Source organism: Photorhabdus caribbeanensis, assembly GCF_018448885.1.
Taxonomy (GTDB): Bacteria; Pseudomonadota; Gammaproteobacteria; order Enterobacterales; family Enterobacteriaceae; genus Photorhabdus; species Photorhabdus caribbeanensis.
In genome coordinates this window covers 13,505-31,307 of record NZ_RCWB01000026.1, presented here as the reverse complement: position 1 = coordinate 31,307, position 17,803 = coordinate 13,505, and the positions used below count along the sequence as shown (strand labels likewise).

At 41.6% G+C, this 17,803-nt stretch carries 19 protein-coding genes; 3 read left to right on the top strand and 16 right to left on the bottom strand.

Annotation, left to right across the window (positions count from 1 at the left end):
- The first annotated feature begins 55 nt into the window (after positions 1–55).
- Positions 56–1,300 (top strand): tryptophan permease, encoded by a 1,245-nt coding sequence (gene mtr / locus EAE90_RS16360; RefSeq protein ID WP_214054367.1) that lies wholly within the window; start codon positions 56–58, stop codon positions 1,298–1,300.
- A gap of 220 nt (positions 1,301–1,520) precedes the next feature.
- Here the strand turns inward: mtr and dtpB are convergent, their stop codons facing one another.
- From dtpB to EAE90_RS16340, 4 genes are all read right to left on the bottom strand, one after another.
- Positions 1,521–2,990, bottom strand: a complete 1,470-nt coding sequence (gene dtpB / locus EAE90_RS16355) for a dipeptide/tripeptide permease DtpB (protein ID WP_214054366.1) — start codon at positions 2,988–2,990, stop codon at positions 1,521–1,523.
- 332 nt (positions 2,991–3,322) lie between these two features.
- Entirely contained in the window at positions 3,323–3,841 is a 519-nt protein-coding gene (gene hpaC / locus EAE90_RS16350; RefSeq protein ID WP_214054365.1) for a 4-hydroxyphenylacetate 3-monooxygenase, reductase component, read from the bottom strand.
- 19 nt (positions 3,842–3,860) lie between these two features.
- Positions 3,861–5,423 carry a 4-hydroxyphenylacetate 3-monooxygenase, oxygenase component gene (gene hpaB / locus EAE90_RS16345; RefSeq protein ID WP_214054364.1) on the bottom strand — a complete coding sequence of 521 codons (1,563 nt, stop codon included), beginning with the start codon at positions 5,421–5,423 and terminating at the stop codon, positions 3,861–3,863.
- A 483-nt stretch (positions 5,424–5,906) separates the two neighbouring features.
- Positions 5,907–8,756 (bottom strand): RHS repeat domain-containing protein, encoded by a 2,850-nt coding sequence (locus tag EAE90_RS16340; protein ID WP_246550851.1) that lies wholly within the window; start codon positions 8,754–8,756, stop codon positions 5,907–5,909.
- Between EAE90_RS16340 and EAE90_RS16335 the strand changes: the two genes are divergently transcribed.
- Together EAE90_RS16335 and EAE90_RS16330 are read left to right on the top strand one after the other, a co-directional pair.
- Positions 8,755–8,907, top strand: coding sequence for a hypothetical protein (locus tag EAE90_RS16335; protein ID WP_214054363.1), 153 nt, complete (start codon positions 8,755–8,757; stop codon positions 8,905–8,907). The genes EAE90_RS16340 and EAE90_RS16335 overlap by 2 nt on opposite strands.
- 207 nt (positions 8,908–9,114) lie before the next feature.
- Positions 9,115–9,885, top strand: coding sequence for a hypothetical protein (locus tag EAE90_RS16330; RefSeq protein ID WP_214054362.1), 771 nt, complete (start codon positions 9,115–9,117; stop codon positions 9,883–9,885).
- Positions 9,886–9,922: 37 nt separating this feature from the next.
- Here the strand turns inward: EAE90_RS16330 and EAE90_RS16325 are convergent, their stop codons facing one another.
- The 12 genes from EAE90_RS16325 to hpaA all read right to left on the bottom strand — a co-directional run bounded on the left by EAE90_RS16325 (position 9,923) and on the right by hpaA (position 17,789).
- On the bottom strand, positions 9,923–10,840 hold the full coding sequence (locus EAE90_RS16325; protein ID WP_214054361.1) for a hypothetical protein: 918 nt from the start codon (positions 10,838–10,840) through the stop codon (positions 9,923–9,925).
- Between the two features lie 404 nt (positions 10,841–11,244).
- The gene (locus EAE90_RS16320) at positions 11,245–11,991 is read right to left on the bottom strand and encodes an SDR family oxidoreductase (RefSeq protein ID WP_214054360.1); all 747 of its coding nucleotides are present in this window, start codon (positions 11,989–11,991) and stop codon (positions 11,245–11,247) included.
- A 361-nt stretch (positions 11,992–12,352) separates the two neighbouring features.
- Complete coding sequence (locus tag EAE90_RS16315) at positions 12,353–12,667, bottom strand: hypothetical protein (RefSeq protein WP_214054359.1); 315 nt, start codon at positions 12,665–12,667, stop codon at positions 12,353–12,355.
- 45 nt (positions 12,668–12,712) lie between these two features.
- Positions 12,713–13,015 (bottom strand): contact-dependent growth inhibition system immunity protein, encoded by a 303-nt coding sequence (locus EAE90_RS16310; RefSeq protein ID WP_214054358.1) that lies wholly within the window; start codon positions 13,013–13,015, stop codon positions 12,713–12,715.
- Positions 13,016–13,060: 45 nt separating this feature from the next.
- A complete protein-coding gene (locus EAE90_RS16305; RefSeq protein WP_214054357.1) occupies positions 13,061–13,381 on the bottom strand; it encodes a contact-dependent growth inhibition system immunity protein in 321 nt (106 codons plus the stop codon).
- Between the two features lie 126 nt (positions 13,382–13,507).
- Complete coding sequence (locus tag EAE90_RS16300) at positions 13,508–13,816, bottom strand: contact-dependent growth inhibition system immunity protein (RefSeq protein WP_214054356.1); 309 nt, start codon at positions 13,814–13,816, stop codon at positions 13,508–13,510.
- Between the two features lie 83 nt (positions 13,817–13,899).
- Positions 13,900–14,220 carry a contact-dependent growth inhibition system immunity protein gene (locus tag EAE90_RS16295; protein ID WP_112894629.1) on the bottom strand — a complete coding sequence of 107 codons (321 nt, stop codon included), beginning with the start codon at positions 14,218–14,220 and terminating at the stop codon, positions 13,900–13,902.
- Between the two features lie 126 nt (positions 14,221–14,346).
- Positions 14,347–14,640: a contact-dependent growth inhibition system immunity protein gene (locus tag EAE90_RS16290; protein WP_214054355.1), complete on the bottom strand. Its 294-nt coding sequence runs from the start codon at positions 14,638–14,640 to the stop codon at positions 14,347–14,349.
- A gap of 17 nt (positions 14,641–14,657) precedes the next feature.
- A complete protein-coding gene (locus tag EAE90_RS16285; RefSeq protein WP_214054354.1) occupies positions 14,658–15,527 on the bottom strand; it encodes an RNase A-like domain-containing protein in 870 nt (289 codons plus the stop codon).
- A 2-nt stretch (positions 15,528–15,529) separates the two neighbouring features.
- Entirely contained in the window at positions 15,530–16,009 is a 480-nt protein-coding gene (locus EAE90_RS16280; protein WP_036779293.1) for an Hcp family type VI secretion system effector, read from the bottom strand.
- A gap of 264 nt (positions 16,010–16,273) precedes the next feature.
- Positions 16,274–16,585, bottom strand: coding sequence for a YjeO family protein (locus EAE90_RS16275; RefSeq protein ID WP_214054353.1), 312 nt, complete (start codon positions 16,583–16,585; stop codon positions 16,274–16,276).
- A gap of 313 nt (positions 16,586–16,898) precedes the next feature.
- Entirely contained in the window at positions 16,899–17,789 is an 891-nt protein-coding gene (gene hpaA / locus EAE90_RS16270) for a 4-hydroxyphenylacetate catabolism regulatory protein HpaA (RefSeq protein WP_036779296.1), read from the bottom strand.
- Positions 17,790–17,803: the final 14 nt, after the last annotated feature.

Genomic DNA, 17,803 nt, shown 5'->3' with positions numbered 1-17,803 from the left:
TAATACTGCCGACGACGCAACCTGCTGCTGCCGTCGGCCTTTAAACGGAAAACATATGGCCGAGATATTTACATCACGCCGGGCGCCCTCTATGTTGTGGGGCACCATGATTATCAGCGGCACCATTGTCGGTGCCGGTATGTTCACCCTGCCAATTGTTATGGCTGGCGCATGGTATTTCTGGTCAGGCGTGCTGTTGCTGATCGCCTGGGGAAGTATGTTAATGTCCGGGCTACTATTTCTGGAAGCGAACCTCAACTACCCTCTTGGTTCGGGTTACGACACTTTAACCCGCGATTTGCTTGGCAGAAGATGGAGCATCATTAACGGGTTGAGCATTGCCTTTGTACTCGGTATTCTCGCCTATGCTTATATTTCGGCCAGTGGGCCGGTACTAAAGCATTCTCTGAACAGCTTTGGATTGAACGTCTCCGTAGGCAGCGCAAAGGTACTATTCACGCTTTGTGTTGCTGTGCTGGTTTGGTTTGGTACTGCAATGGTGGGAAGAATGATCCTGCTGTGCCTGGGAGCGAAACTTATCACTTTCTTTTCCCTTTTTGGCGGATTGCTGAAGCAGGTAGACACGGGGAAACTCTTCAATGCCGTAGATCACCATGCCAGTTACCTGCCTTACACACTGATGGTCCTGCCGTTTTGTCTGGCTTCCTTTGGCTTCCACGGCAACATTGCCGGGCTGGTGGCGTATTATCGCCAGGATGTGCGACGGGTGGTGGGGTCATTGTTGTTGGGCACATTGCTAGCTTTGGCAATCTATCTGATCTGGCTGACAGGCACTATGGGTAATATATCACGCCATGATTTCCCGGCGATTGCTGCACGCGGTGGTGATGTGGAAGCGCTGATTAGCACCTTGAGGCCGATGCTGCATATCCCTTACCTTAATGTGTTGCTGGAGGTTTTTTCCCATTTTGCTGTAGCCTGCTCGTTTCTGGGCGTCACACTCGGGTTGTTTGATTACCTTGCTGACCGTCTGGGCTGGGGCAATGCTCCTTTGCAACGGTTAAAAACTGTCATACTGACGTTTGGCCCGCCGCTGGCCTTTTCCTTGTTGTTTCCTGATGGTTTTCTCTACGCTATCGGTTTCGCCGGTTTGCTTGCTACCTTATGGGCGGTGTTTACCCCAGCACTGGTGGCGTTGCGCGCCCGACAGCGTTTCGTCACTATGTCATGGCGTCTGCGCGGCGGCGTACTACCGATTATTCTGGTCTTGTTGTTTGGTATTGCCAATGTTGTCGTCTGGATCATGACTCAGTTCGGCTGGCTTCCGGTATATAAATAAGTTAAACGTGCGATTTTTGCCAGAAAAATCGCACGTTTATAGCCTTTAGCCATCAGTTTCCAAATTGTGTACAAGTGTATTTCTCTTCATCGAATAATTGGTGGTAGCCATCTTCGCTGGTCTGTTGAAATATCATCCGCTATAGGCCGTTTCCGGCCTGTTCTTATATCCTATTGATAGTCACAGCGTAGACTGTAGGCATCTTTTTGCAGAGGTTAAATCATATTTTTTGTTTTTCACTCATCATACGATTCAGCACCGGCACAGTGATCGACATGATGATAGCGACGATAAAGGTAGCAATCCCAATTTTGCCGAATACGCTGGTATAGACTGGTAATGTTTGCAATGGGTCGGTAATACCTTTTGGTGCGGCGGTAAGGGCTGCGACATAGCCGCCGAGTAAGGAGGAAGTTGCTTGCGTCAAATACCACATCCCCAGAATAAAACCCATCAGGTACTGGGGAACGAGAGCCGCAATCATTGCCAGGCCCAACGCACTGATCATCAATTCACCGACGCCTTGGAAGAGGTAAACCAGAACAATAAACCAGGCAGAAGTTAAACCTTGTTCATCAGCAAACCACAAACCGGCAGCGGCGGCGGTCAGGAAACCTAAAGAGCACAGGAACATACCCACCGCAAATTTAGCTGGCATTGTCAGGTCCTTACCTTTAGCGCCCCAGTGAGTGTATAGCGCGGCGAGTATTGGGCTGGCAACAACGATCCAGAATGGGTTAAGGGCCTGAAAACTGACCGGATTGATATTAAAACCAAGCAACTGATGGTGAACGTTGTGGATGGCGAAGAAGTTGAGAGAAGTTGGCATCTGAGCATATAGGATGAAGAACACAATAGCTTGAAGCATCAAAATGAAAGCAACAAACATTTTGTTACGGCTAACTTTATCCTGTTTGAGTGCTTCCCGGAAGAAGATAAACACCACGATGACAGATAGGGTAATCAGCATAATATTGGCTATTTTTACGTTGTGCATCAGCCATGCACAGACGTAAACCATCACAATACTTCCTGCCACGACCAGAAATAGGTTTTTGTAGTTGATTGGTTGATGGTCGGGTTCAGAACCAATATTACGCACGGTATTGCGACAGAAAATATAGACCAACAACGCGATAATCAGACCAATACCACAGATATTGTAGGTAACGGCATAACTAAATTTTTCCGCAATAACGGGAGCGAGGGCGAGTGAGAACAGCGAGCCGAGGTTGATTGACATGTAAAATAGCGTAAAAGCCCCATCCAGACGAGGATCTTTGGGTGGATAGCATTTAGACAGCAGGCTGGCTGGGTTGGCTTTGAACAGGCCGTTGCCAACGGCGATCGTTCCCAATGCGTAGAAAATTAAATTAGGGTGCAGGATAGAAAGGCCAGTCATAAAGTAGCCAATTGCCAGCACAATGGCACCCAACACAATGGTTCGTTTAGTTCCCAATAAGTGGTCGCCTATATAGCCGCCAATAGAGATTAAACCAAAAACTAACGCGGCAAATGCACCGAAGGTAATAAACGCTTGTTCTTGGGAAAATCCCAGTTTTTGTACAAAATAGACAGTGAGAACGCCTTGTACGCCGTAGTAGCCGAATCGTTCCCAAAGCTCAACGAAGAAAATCATATAGAACGGCTTGGGTTGCTGTAATAAACCGATGGACGCGGGTTTATTCATAGTTAATTGCCTCTGATTAGTTACTATTGGTTGAAATACACTCGGAAATGTACAGTGACGTTCAGTGACATGATTTGTCGCTAAAGTGATTTCCTTATGTACTTTATTTACGTGATCGGAGGGCAGTAGATTATTATATGGTTAAAATATGTTCCTGGTGGCTGATCACACTAACATAAAGATATTTATATTGAATTTAATAGTATATTCATCAAGTGAATGCTAAAAATGATCAGGGAACGGGCTGAATAGAGGCATTGACAAAGGAATGCTATTCAGGCCGTTTGAAGCCTGAATAGTGGAAGAACAATCACTGCCTGCTGGAGAGACAGTTAAACTGCGGCAGCTTCAATTTCCAACATAACTGGACGGAAATTACGCTTGAAATAGATGAGGCCGTGGCCTTGTGCGCTTACCGTGATATGTTTAATCTGAACCAGATACACGTTATGCGTCCCCACTTCTTGAACCTGTTCGATTTCACCTTCAAGGCTCGCGAGGGTGCCGGTTAACACCGGTTGACCTAATGGCCCTGTCTGCCAGATATTCCAGCGAAAACGCTCTTCCATGCTGACTCCGGTCATACCGGCAAAGTGGCGTGCCATCAATTCTTGTTCGTGGTTTAAAATATTGACACACAGGCGGCCATTTTCCTGAAAAACGGTATTCATAGCACTGCTTCGGTTAATGCATACCATCAACGTGGGTGGCGTATCGGTGATTGAGCATACCGCTGTGGCAGTGATACCACAGCATCCGGCGTGGCCATCGGTGGTGACGATATTCACCGCTGCTGACAGACTCGCCATCGCATCTCTGAAGTGCTGGCGATGTTCATTTTCTACAGACATATTGGCCTCCTGCTACCGATTATTTCAGCAGCTTATCTAACTGGTTGATATCGCTATTATTGTATAAGTGTGGTCTACGCCAGCCGTGCTGATCATAATCAGCAAGGCAACGATCAACCATATCCATCATTTTTTTCATATTGCCAGAGCCATGAGCATGACGCAGACATTGCATCCGAATTTCATCCTGACTACCGGCATAGTTGATTTCGTACAACTCGTGACGGCCGCCGAATTCACTGCCAATGGCGTCCCACATCAGTTTTAAAATCTTGATACGCTCAACGTGATCGATACCGTTGGAACCCCGAACATACCGGGCCAGATATTTATCAATTTCTGGGTTGTTCATATCACGTACACTAGATGGTAGATAAATTAGGCCACTGGTGACGTTACTTTCAATAATATTCTTAATCTTAGTGTAGGCCATTGGCGCCATAACGCGATAAGTTTGTATTGCCTGAGTATCCGGCATATAAGCGCCGCCTTTCCACGGTTTGGCTTCTGCCCACATCGCATCACTCAGTGACCAAAACAGGTTACGCCAGGCAACCACTTCACCCAGATTAGCCTGAACGCCACGGAATTCTATCACGCCGGTACATTCCAGGCTCCTTTGTAGCAGGGCAGTAATAAAATCCAGCTTCACCGCCAGTCGTATACAAGCCTGTAATGGGAACAGACTGGTGAAACCCGCTTGAATCGCCCAGTTGCGTGCACGGTCAAAATCACGGTAAATCAGGACATTTTCCCAAGGGATAAGTACCTTATCCATCACCAGAATTGCATCGTTTTCATCAAAACGGCTGGATAAAGGGTAATCGAATGGGGAACCTGTTGCACCTGCTACCAATTCATAGGAACCGCGAGAGATCAGTTTCACACCTTCCGCATCCATTGGCGCGACAAACATCAGGGCAAAATCAGGGTTATCCCCCATGACTTGTGCGGAGCCAAAACCGATAAAATTATAGTGGGTCAGGGCTGAGTTAGTTGCTACCACTTTTGCGCCGCTGACGATGATACCGGCATCCGTCTCTTTTTCTAGCTTAATATAGACATCACGTGTCTCATCAGCAGGTTTATGACGATCGATTGGTGGATTAACAATAGCATGGTTAAAGTAAACGCCTGTTTCCTGAATACGTTTGTACCAGGTACGGGCATTATCAGCGAATTGACCATAATATTCAGGAAATGCGCCGAGTACGTTGCCGAAGGCCGCTTTATAGTCAGGTGAGCGACCCATCCAGCCATAGGTTTGGCGTGACCATTCCGCTATAGCATCACGTTGTTGGCGCAGCTCATCCGCACTGGTAGCAAAGCGGAAGAATTTGTGAGTATACCCGCCATTGCCGGTATCGGTATTCCAGCACAGGGTATCATGAGTTTCCGGGGCGTGCAGGGCATCGTACAACTGACCAATTGAAGCAGCAGAATTGCGGAATGCGGGATGTGTAGTGACATCTTTTACGCGTTCGCCATAAATGTAAATTTCGCGGCCATCTTGAAGGCTTTTCAGGTACTCTTCACCGGTGAAAGGACGTTTTTTGTCGGCGCGAAAATCTTCTGGTTTCATGTCTACCTCACAGTCGTCATAAAAAGCGCCTGTCTTGATATAAGATAATCAATATTGGCACTAAAATGTTAATTTAATGTTTGTTTTGTGTTTCTTAATTGAAGCTTTAGAACGGCGTTTCTTGAATAGATTTTTGGAAGGTTCGCTGGTACTTTTCGTTGGGAAGAATGGTTTGTTTTTTAAAGTGTGATCCAGACGATATTTTTGTGATTGTTATTTCAAGGTCTTTTTTTGTTGGTTGGGTTAATCAGATTCGTGGTGATTTTATTATTGAGTTTGGTGATCGTTTATACGATCACCTTTAGTGGGATAATAGCTATACCCGTTATCTTTCAAGTTGCCTCTTTGTTGGCTGCACTTGTTCACCCCGGTAACATAGTTTGCTATGCTCCTGGGGATTCACTCCCTTGCCGTCGCGATGCTCTTGAAATCCATAGGGTATATATGAGCTTATGTACAAGAGCTTTGATGAAAGCACAGAGATTAATGTACATGCAATTTTTTATTTCTGGATGATGAAGGGGCATCTTCCAGATTTGCACGCTTTTTGCTTATTACCGGCTGACGTCTTTTAGCTGTAACTAATCCGATACTATATTTACTTTCTGGGTAATCATGGCCTCGAAATTCATTGACGTTTGTGATAAACATTGCGCTTACCTTTTTCGTGCTTTGCAAATACTCGCCTTCCTCTCTTTCAGGTTCAGATAAATCTGTCAGAATTGAAGCGGTTACTTTTTTATCCTCACCATATACAACAGCTATTGCGGCACCAAAATGAAAAGGATATGCCCCTTTTCCACTTTTTATTTTCTCGGCTATCATTAGCCCTTGTTTTAAATCTGGCAGATCTGTTTTATCCATTGTGGATTTTCCTAGAGGTAGATGTTCTTCCTTTAAATCTTCGTCAGATGCATTACCTATTGATTTATTTCCAAACTCCACGGACATTATTACTCCCAGATCTGCGCCAACTGTTGCTTCGTTTTCGTAAGGGAATGGTTTAGTCTCATGTTTGTTGTATAAGATATCAAGGGTATATTCTGTGTTGCTAATACAACTTATCGGTAGGTCTTTTTTGAAAGTTAATGTTGACACTCCATTCTCGGATGGACCTCTATCAAATAGCTCCTCAGGTACATTGAGTCCGGTTTTTTTTTCTTCTAACAGCTTATCTACAGGACCATAATGTAAAAATTCATCTTTGATTCTTATCAACGTTGGTTTTAATTTAGATCTTTTTTGCTCATCTATTTCTACATCAAAGTCAAATCCGGGAATATTGTATTTCGTAGGTGCAAGCCCAGAAATATCAACGAGTGTTGACGGATTATTTCTCACCATCCGGTATAGATTTAATCCATCGATTGTTCCAGCCGGATCGGCGCTTAACCACCTACCAACCCACGGCTGATAATAGCGATAGCCGTAATAGTAGAGTCCGGTCGCATCTCGTTCTTTACCTGAATAACGTAAGGTTTTATAGCTGGCTTCTATTTGGTTTCTTGCTGCCCATAACGCTGTGCCGCCAAATGGATAATACTCTTCCTGACTGATAATTTGTCCTGCCTTATCCAATTCAAGTTGACTGGAACCGATTAAATTATCATAGCTATAACGGAACTGATTATTGCTGATATCTGCTGGTGGTGTGGTTTCCCAGTGCAGAACCCGTATTTGCGCGTGGCCTGCCGCTCCCACGGTAATAACATGCAGGTCTTCTGATATCGTGGTTCCATTTTGTGTTGTACGTAGTTCCAGACCGGGAAGATAAGTTACTCGTTGCTGCTGCGTGCTGTTTCCAGTCTGCTGCTCACTGACTTTTAACCGTCGCATGCCGTCGTTGCCGTAACGATACCATTCCCGATCACTGGCACTCTCGCGACTGACTGGCGTTACCTGTTGTAATTCACCTCGTATATTCCAACTCAGCTCTTGCCCCGGCAGCAATTTTGTTTGATGTCCACCGGCATCAAACAATACATCCACCTGTGTTGGGTCTGAGGTTAGCGAACTCAGCACTGCCCGGTTACTGCGATTCGAAACGGTGATATCTGTGGTGTAGTTATTTTGGGTGGCGGGGGAACTGTGCCGGATTTGAACCAGATTGCCGCCGCGATCGTAATTATAGCTGCGAGTATAGTTGGTATATGAGTTGTCATCAGTAGGAAGAGGGATGATTGGCGAAGGAAGTTGGTTGCTTTGCTGACCGATGTTAGCTATCTCACGTCCTGTTGCACTGATGAGCTGATACAGGGAATCGTAGCTGTAGGTATTTTCAGGGACTATTTGCTGATTGCGCCAGAAGCGGGTGGCTTCTGCATCATTACGGACATTGATAATATTCCCGACAGGATCATGTTCATAGCGTAGATCTTGTAGCACCTTGTTATCTGCTTGACGGCGAGTGGTGGTACCGAGCAATCGTAGGGTTTCCGGTTCATAGCTGTATTCAGTGATAGCGCCATTACCGTGTTCTTCACGCAATTTCTGGCCTGCGGCGGAATAGGTTAGGGATTTGATAATGACTTGCTCACTTTGGTTTTTCAATATCAGCCAACTACCTTTTAACTGCCCGGCTACGTTGTAAGCCAGACGTTGTACGTTGTCTTTTGCATCGGTTTGGGTCAGCAAAGCGCCGGTAGCATCGAAGGTGCTTTGTGTCGTATAGATTTCGCTGTTGAGTTTGGTCTGCCAGAGAGTTTCATCATCACCTGTCCAGTCTGCTTGCTGACCATCGGCCAATAATTGACGAGATTGAGATAAGATATTTTCTGTCAATGACAGGCTTTTCAGTTGCGTTGCTCCTGCTGTGTCGTAGTGGCGTAAGTACTGGCCAGCAAGGTTATGATCTTTCTCCGTCTGTGTATTATCTGCCCAAATAAAATGCTCAGTAATGCGAGGTGTCTTTTCTCCGGGGGCTTGTTCACTTACGGACAATAAACGGCCGGGCAGGGTGTCCCCTTCATATTGTCGGATCTGAATGGCGCCGGTTGCGGTTACAATCAAGACTTGACGGCCTTCAATATCATTAAGGGCAACGGTACGGCCGACATCGGCACTTTCTGTTCGCAAAGTATCGCCGGTCAAATTGTATTGCCAAAGAAAGTTGGGGTTTATTGAGTTGTCGAGCTGTTTGGCGTCATACAGACGTGGATCAATGCTTTGGCTCAAGTGTCCTCGGGCATCATATTGGTGGCGGGTAATACGAGTGTCCGTATCACCTCCTGCGACGGTGCGGTGAAAGTCGATGTTGCGAATAGTCAGGCCACGGTTATCGTAGACGCTAATCGTGGGCGTATGTTGATAAAGTTTTGGGTCAATGTTTTTCATGATTTATCTCTTGGTTGTATTAGGATTTTGGTTGTTGCAGTTTGGCCTGCGTTCAACCGAATGGGCGCTTGGCATATCGTTTATCCAGAAAATAGCGATGAATCCTGTTATCAATATGCCAGCTCATAGTGACTACTCCCTACCTGATTGACTCCTATCCTATCCCTTATCTTTTTCGAATGGAGTTTAGCCGGGGCGGGATGTGAATTCGCTGGATTATAGCGAGCCACGGTTGTTTAAAGAAGCGACTTTCTAACCTCGCATTAGTTCCCGCTATAGACGGGCTATGCTCCTCCTTCGAAAAATGATTTTAGTTGCATCAGCTCGGAATTAAAGTCAACGAAAAAGGAGAGTCACTGTGAGTAATACAAAGGTAACGGGGGCATCGAATTTATTTTGTGAAAAGGACATTCAGGATGAGCTAAATAAGATACTTCGTAGCTCATCTTTTGCGAGAGCATCGCGGCTGTGTAAAGTTTTATCTTTTATGGTTGAAAAAGCGAGAGATACACCGGTAAGTGAATATGAACTTGGGATTACGTTATTTAATCGTGATCCTAGACGATATTCTACATGTGATGATCCGGTGGTTCGCGTGCAATTTGGTCGGTTGCGACAGAAATTGGAGAATTACTATATGACCGAAGGAGGCGGAGATCCTATAAGGTTTTCCATTCCTAAAGGAAATTATCAGCTTGTTATAAGTGCCTGTCCCACTAAATTCGTCATATTGTCTGAGTTCGACTGGTTGGTTTTACAACCATTGCGTAGTCTGACTCATGACGCGACTCCTTTCGTTCAGGGGTTAAGCGAGGAGCTAGGTTATCGGTTATTCAGTATGTTTGGCAATATACAGATGTTACATGCATTCACTCTGAAGGAGCTTGTGTGCAAGATACGATTAAGACAGGTGACTGGCGAAAGGCGGGGGTTGGTGCTGGAGGGTAGTGTAAGGGCTGAACCTCTGCGTATCCGGATTATCCTGCGTCTGGTTGATGCAATATGTGGAAATGTCACATGGACAACTCAATTTGATTTTGACGCAGCGTATGATATTTGCGGTCAGGAAAAAATTGCTCAGTTAATCTGCGATGCGCTGGCACGACACTTTCTTACAAAAAATCAGTGATTACATTAGTGAAAGGGGGCGTGATGCCCCCATGAAATTATTTTGGCGTACTCCATACGCCATTAGAATACAGGCGTACTGCGCTATTAGTTTCTGTAAGGTCAATCTCAATGGATTTTGAACGGGAGGTGCTGAACATTGTACTGGTGATAACATCTTGTTCGAACCAAACCAACACTTTTTCAACCGGTGTCAGGAGACATTCTCCGGTCACGATGGGATCGGTTGAGGCATAAATTGGTGTGCTCACTCTTTCGCCATTAATGCCGGTCGACAATTGTCTAATACCAGGATGAATTGAACCGTACTCGTTATACAACGTAAATCCGGTATCTGGACCGCCAGTAATTGCTTCCTGGAGATTACCGTTGGAATCAAGCGTAGATGTCTCGCCCAGTTGAATTGGCACCAGGTTGGTGGCCACATCGACTTTTACACCTGAATTAAAGCTGTTAGTGCCGAACAGCTGGTATATGGGAATCCAACTGAACGTATTGCTGCTAAGGAATTTATCGTAAGCCTGCCAGACGACATTGTAATTATGGTCGCCAACTTTTTTGGCAAAGCACAGTTTATATTTTGACTGTTTCAGTGTAGCTAAATCGTTTGGGGCGATCTGAATTTTTACCGATTTACTCACCGTATCCAGTAATGTACTGAACAGATGATGATAATCGCCCTGTGACAGGTTTTGTTTTGCTGCAAGGGTGGTCAATTTCAATAGCGTTGTATCACCCCAGATAAAATTCCAGCTAGTACTGCGCGCACGTTCGATATGCTTGATAAGATAATTTTCAAAATTATTGTGGTCAACATCACCCTTGAAATAAATGGTTCGTCTGGCATTATTTCCAGTCACTTCACCCGGTTCTCCTCCTACAGCGGTAATGGCGGTTTGTAACTGTGTTTCAGTAGGTGCACTGTTGTCACGTTTTTCTACGATAACAAATTTCATATAAATCCCCTTTATTGTATTGAGGTGTGTTGTCAGTAACGAGATAACGCTTTGTGTTTGGCTGACATGTTCACAATAGAGGAGAGCAAGGGAACCCGGTAGTAACAGCGAGTTACCCGTTTGATTGAGTCATGTTACAGATGTGTAATTAAAAAAGTTGTAACAAGTAACATGATCACTGCTGCATAAGGGGTCAGCAAAAAAGTAGGCTGCGTGAAGAAAACTTTCACCTTGTCATGGGGTGGTAGTACAAATAGTAGGCAGCGAATCGCAGTGGGGCAGTGGGTTTATTTTCACTCTTAGCAAGGAATGTCGGCCTTTTGCGACAGCCTCGATTGGCTGGCGGGCAGTCGCAAGGTTATATAATTGAAGGGCGCAACTTGATTCGATTTTTGGATCAAAATCTATTTCCCTCCGGCCAGATCAATAAAATTTCCGGTTACATATGAAGCTTCATCCGACAGCAACCAGGCGATAGCCTGTGCAACTTCTTTCGGTTGTCCGCCGCGTTTCATTGGTAAGGAATTTTTCACCCGATCCACTCGATTTGGCTCGCCGCCATCGGCGTGCATATTGGTATAAATGAATCCAGGACGAACGGCATTGACCCGAATTCCCTGATCTGCCACTTCCAGAGACAGACCAATAGTCAAAGTATCGATTGCTCCTTTTGATGCGGCATAATCTATATATTCGTGCGGTGCTCCCAGTCGAGATGCTGCTGATGAAACATTGACGATTGATCCACCGTGACCTCCACGTCGGAAAGACATTCTTTTAACCGCTTCCCGTGCACAAAGAAAACTGCCTATAACATTGGTGGCAAAAATATCATGTAAGCGATGAGCGGTTAATTGTTCAATTGACGCTTGTGGTTTAAGTATTCCGGCATTGTTGACTAAACCTGTGATGCATCCGAGTTCGGCATCAGTTCTTTGGAAGAGTTCTACAACTTGTTTTTCATCAGCGACATTGACCTGAATGGCGATAGCTTTACCGCCGATATTATGGATGATTTCTATGACTTCCTGAGCTTGATTTTGATTGGTATGGTAGCCAATGCAAATGTGATGCCCTTTCTCTGCCAAATAAAAAGCCGTTGCGCGACCAATGCCGCGTGATCCGCCAGTAATTAATGTAATTTTTTGCATAATATTCTCATTTAAAGTTTTATATTAAGAAATTAAATATCAAATGAACCAGTATTAGTAAAGAAAAACTGAATGAAAAGCAAATTTTTTCATATTTTATGGGAATGTTTATAATGTTTTTTTGTTATTTTTATGATTTTTTTCTAGTTAAAGGTGAAATAATCTAAGTATTATGTTATGGATATTATATAAATATCTTTAATGACATGTATATCTTTGTTTTTATTGACGATAAAATGAATTTGTTTGTAATTAATGTTTTTAAGGTTTGGTTAATAAATGACGCTTTTAAAGTATAATATATAATTAATTACCTTCAAAAGCGTTTTTTATTTGAATATTCTATAGATTCAAGGTTGATTTATTTATCCTTTTCATGGTGTTTATTTATATAACTTTGCATTATTTTAGATGACTCATTCAGATGTTCTAATACGGCGGAAATAGTGTCCCATAACTGTGGATTAGCTGCGCCATAATGATGAGTTCTAAAACATCCTTTTATATTGCTAGCACCAAGGATAAGATTATTAATATTTTTTAATAATATTAGTGGTGCAATATTAAGATAATTTCCTTGCAGCTCATTGAATATTCTTTGAAATGATTCATAATCATTCTTCTCAACAGCCTTTTTCATCTTATCTATGTACAGCCATTTTTCTCTCATGTCCATTATATTTAACCTCTTTATTTACTGTCACATTAAAAATTACTATGATTAGTCATCTTTATCCAAATATTCTTGTGCTAATTTGGATACATGATTTAGAAAATCTAACGCCGTGGTGTCCCATAATTCAGGAACAAATTCATCGTAATTCAAGCTCTGAAAGTCTTTTTCTACGTCATCAGAATTACGAATGAAATTATTAATCTCTCTTATTAAACTTATTATAGTTATTGGGTGTTGACAGTTTAGATAATCAGTTACTATTTCATCTATTGTTTCACCAAATAACAGATAATCTTGATGAAAATAAGTCAGTATTAAATCATCGATATATTTTCTTTCTTTTTCCATTGAATTAAACCTCTTTGTTTATTTTTTTATTTAAGAATACTTTAACTATTCATCTTGTTTAGTATGCTCGTTTAAATAATCTTGTGACTTATTTGACACATGCTTTAAAAACTCAAGTGCTGTCATACCCCACCATTCTGGGAGAACGTCAGCATCATGGTAATGATAATCAAATGTGCTCTCTACATCTTCGGAAATGTCAATAAGATCATTGATTTCTTCTATTAACCCTTTTATCATTCCCAGAGTTGCGACATGAAGAAAATCATTGATAACATCATCAAGCTCGGGACCTGATATTATATCAAAGTCCTGATTAAAATAAGCATGCATTAAAATATCTAGAAATGGATATTGTCCGGTCATTTTAATTGTGGCCTTTCATATTATTGCGATCTCCTGGTAATCGAAATCAATAGAATTACTTGAAATATATAAACTATTCTTATTTATTAAACTTCCTTGTTTGTTGCTATGTGAAAAAATTTTTAGTTACTCGTATTTATCTATGTAATCTTGTGCTTTTTTTGACACGTGCTCTAAAAATTTAAACGCTGTGAGGCCCCATATGTCAGGGAAAACGTCAGCGTCAGAATAGATAAAGTAAAATTCTTTCTCTATATCTTCGGAATTACATATGAATGTGTTGATTTCTTTTATGACTTCTCTTTTGATTCTATTGCTTGTGTTACTAAAAAAATCATCTATAACATCATCAAGTTCAGGGCCAGATATTATTTCGTAGTCTTGATTGAAATAGGCGTACATTAAATTATCTAGCAGTGGATATTGTCTGTTCATTTTTGTTTCCATTAACTTTAATTGGATTTTTGGTATGCTGTTAATATATAATATTGTTTGTCGTTAAATTCATAACGCCTTAATTACTCATCTTGTTCAGTATGCTCGTTTAAATAATCTTGTGACTTTTTTGACACATGCTTTAAAAACTCAAGTGCTGTCATACCCCACCCTTCGGGGAGAACGTCAGCATCATGGTAATGATAATCAAATGTGCTCTCTACATCTTCAGAAGAGTCAATAAGATCGTTGATTTCTTCTATTAACCCTTTTCTCATTCCCTGAGATGCGTCATTAAGAAAATCATTGATAACATCATCAAGCTCGGGACCTGATATTATATCATAGTCTTGGTTAAAGTAAGCATGCATTAAAATATCTAGAAATGGATATTGTCCGGTCATTTTAATTTTGGCCTTTCATATTATTGCGATCTCCTGGTAATCGAAATCAATAGAATTGCTTGAAATATATAAACTATTCTTATTGATTAAAATTCCTTGTTTATTTTTGAATTAAAAATCCTGTAATTATTTATTTTTATCTAGATGATCTTGTGCTCTTTTGGATACATGATTTAGAAAATCTAATGCAGTAATTTCCCATAAATCAGGATCAAAATCAGAATCAGAATAGACAAGTTTAAACTCTTCTTCTACATTTTTTGAGTTATGGATGAAAGAATCAATTTCTTCTATTAGTTCTCTTTTCATCTTGTCATTTGCAGTGTCAAGATAATCATTTATGACATCATCAAGCTCAGGGCCAGATATTATATCAAAGTCTTGATTGAAGTAGGCGTACATTAAACGATTTAGTTCCATTTTCTTCTCCACAAATTTTAATCAAATTTTGGGAATGCTGTTAGTATATAGTATTGTTTACCGTTAAATTCAGATTTATATAAAACTACCCTAACTTTATATAATTCCTGCAAATTTTCAGATTTTTTAGTAAATCCGAAACCAACAGGCGTGTTTGAAATATAATCTATCTCTTGTTTTACTCCTTTTGGGGTATGTTTCAATAAAGTAGTTATTTTTATCTGATTATTCTTTAAGGCTTTTGAAATCACTTTCTCTGCTACATCTTGATTATAAAATGTACTCACTCTGGATACCGATTTGTTATTTAATAGCCTCGCCCTCAATTCCTGCTCCGATAACCCAACATGTTTAGCCAAAGTATGTCCACCTGGTTTTAAACCTGTAGGCGATTCATGTTCAATTAACTTAATTCGTCCTACTCGTACAGAGGCAACTCTAACAGCGCCCGCTATTGAAGCAAATGACAATGGTACAGCAATATCGACAGTAAGCCCTATTTCAGAAGCGGTGTAATCATCAGCCCCAAATTCTTTTGCTAAATTTACCGCCTCGCGATAAGTTTCCGTCATGGTTTCTCTGCCGGTAATTATTTGACTGGCAGAAGCATTCATTACGTCAAGACTGTGCGCGCCGATAATAACGCAGGCAGTTTTGGTTAGGGTTGAAGGATCGGGCGCCAGACAAAGAGCGCCAGCGCCAATCAGTTCAACGACTCCTGCCGCTAAACCCGCTCCACCTAATATTCTGTTACTCCAAGTCTCTTCCTCGGTAATGGTATTATCCGACAGGACCGCCGCAAGTTGCACAGGTGATAAAACAATTCGTAATCCATTCTCAGATTCTGAATCAACGGGAGTATCAGTTAAATAAGCGGCATTATTCATCGTCAATAAATCCTGTCATCCCAGAAGCTATAAGAACCGGTTGAACAAGCAAGGTTGTTCCACGTGATATCTTTGTAAGTAAAACAGATGATTTCCTGTGGTACGCTGGCATTACTGTCTCTGGAATGCGGATAATTGCTTTTTATGCTGGATATCAAGGCGTGGCCTAGCCTGATGGAATAGTTTTTTTCTAATCCTCCGGTGAGTGATGTGCGATAATTCTCAAATAAACATTCCAGCTCTTCATTGTCATCGAAGCTTCGCGCCAGTAAAGGCGAAGATTTATCGATGGGTTTTACTACCATAACCGGATGATGGGATACGTGTTGTTCCCTCGTCATTAAATGTTGAAGAGAGTAAATAAAAATCTCATTCTCATGGCCGTGCTGGTAATTATTTCCTATGGAGTTTAAGGAGCCGCAGCCAGCGGAGATCAGCCCCTGTTTTTTGCCTTTCAATGTTAAATAAATGATATTTGCCATACTGGTTGATCCTCTAATGTACTTTTTTTATCCTGCGGTAGGGTGTGGGCAAAAAGCAATCAAAAATTTATAAATTTAAGATAATTTACATTTGTAAGAGGAATAAACATAAAAAACAGAATACTTATAAATATGTCATAAAAGTATTTAAGAGAGAGATTAAAAATCTGGGCTATCCAGATGGCGTGTTTGTGACAATTGAATAGCGTGAGTTGACATTCAGGTAGCTATTCAGCAGCCGCTACCTGAATATCTGAGATTATTCTAAGTACATACTATTAATCTGATGAAAAAACGCCATATCCAGTATCCTAGCAAGGCGAATGTAATGATATTAAGAGAGAGTGATTTGAATCTTTTTTTTACAGTTGCATAAATTAAGGGGGATAGAATCAGTAAACATGTTGGAGCAAATACATCACGGTTATCATCTATCAGCTCTCTGTAAACAGTACAGAGATTATCTATATCTTGACCACCGATATAATGCTCTTCTTCTAAATATGACATCATATATATAAATAATGCACAAAAGATAGCATAAGTGATATTTAAAACTATGGCTGATTTGCTCATTCTCGAATTCTCATGATTATATGAAGTCTATGACATCAAAAGGTGGGAATCCGAATTCGCCTGTCATATAGTAAGGATTTTGCATATGTTGTGTTTCCTTTTCTTAAATTAATTTATTTATACCGGCACTCCGGTTGCCATCATTTATCCTTCACAAAGCTCCAGTGGGTTACAGAGTCTCAGTATATTCAGAATTTTAATTCTTGGAAGAGATTTTGTAATAAAAATGAGTAAGTTTATCACGAATTAATAGAACGATGTTTGCGGAACAAGCAGAATAAAATGCCGGGCTTGGTATAATTAGCATGGATATTTATTTTTCGTGAATATTTCTTTCTCGCCAATGACTAGGCGAGCAGCCAACTAATCGATTAAAGAAGCGGGCAAAATAGGCTGGATCTTTAAATCCGAGCTGGTAAGCAACTTCAAATACTGGGCAATCACTGAATAATAATAGCCGTTTGGCTTCACGCAATTGACGGTCAAAGATGAGCCGTTTCGGTGGACGGTTGGTAAACCGACGGCACATATCTTTTAATCTCGATTCTGTAATATCTAACTTATGGGCATATTCCGGCACGGAAAGATGATGATGATAATAATTATCTATTAATTGGTTAAAGCGCTGAAATAATTTAATTTCTCCTCGCACGCCATTAATCGGGTGATCATCAAGAGGAATATTGCGTAATAACAGTGTAAATATAGCTTGTGCTAAGAATGTCAGCGATTGCTCTCGACCGATAAAGTTATTAGATGATTCGCGGGCGATTAACGCCCAATAGTGATTAAAAGCAGCCAGCTCTTCCGGTTTATCGGCGACAGATAAGCAAATAGCCGGAATGTCAAGAATATCTTTATTAGCCGGATAGAGTGATTCCAATAACGGTAATATCAGATCTTGCCGTACGGTAAGAACATATCCATCACTGTCGTCTTGAGTGAAAAAAGCGTGGGGAACGGAGGGCGGAGTCAGGATAAACAGCGGTGCTTGTACAGAATAGTGTTGAGCATCCAACTGTAATTCAATATGGCCGGTGATCAAAAAATGAAGTTGGAAAAAACCATCGTGACGATGAGCTTGCATATTACGACCAAAAAATGCCGCCATCCGGCCAAAGGTCTGATAATGCACATCATCAGTGCCTTGAGTTTCATCATAATCCTTGCTGATATCAATGTTGGCAATGATAGGTTCAGCCATGATGGTTTTTCCTT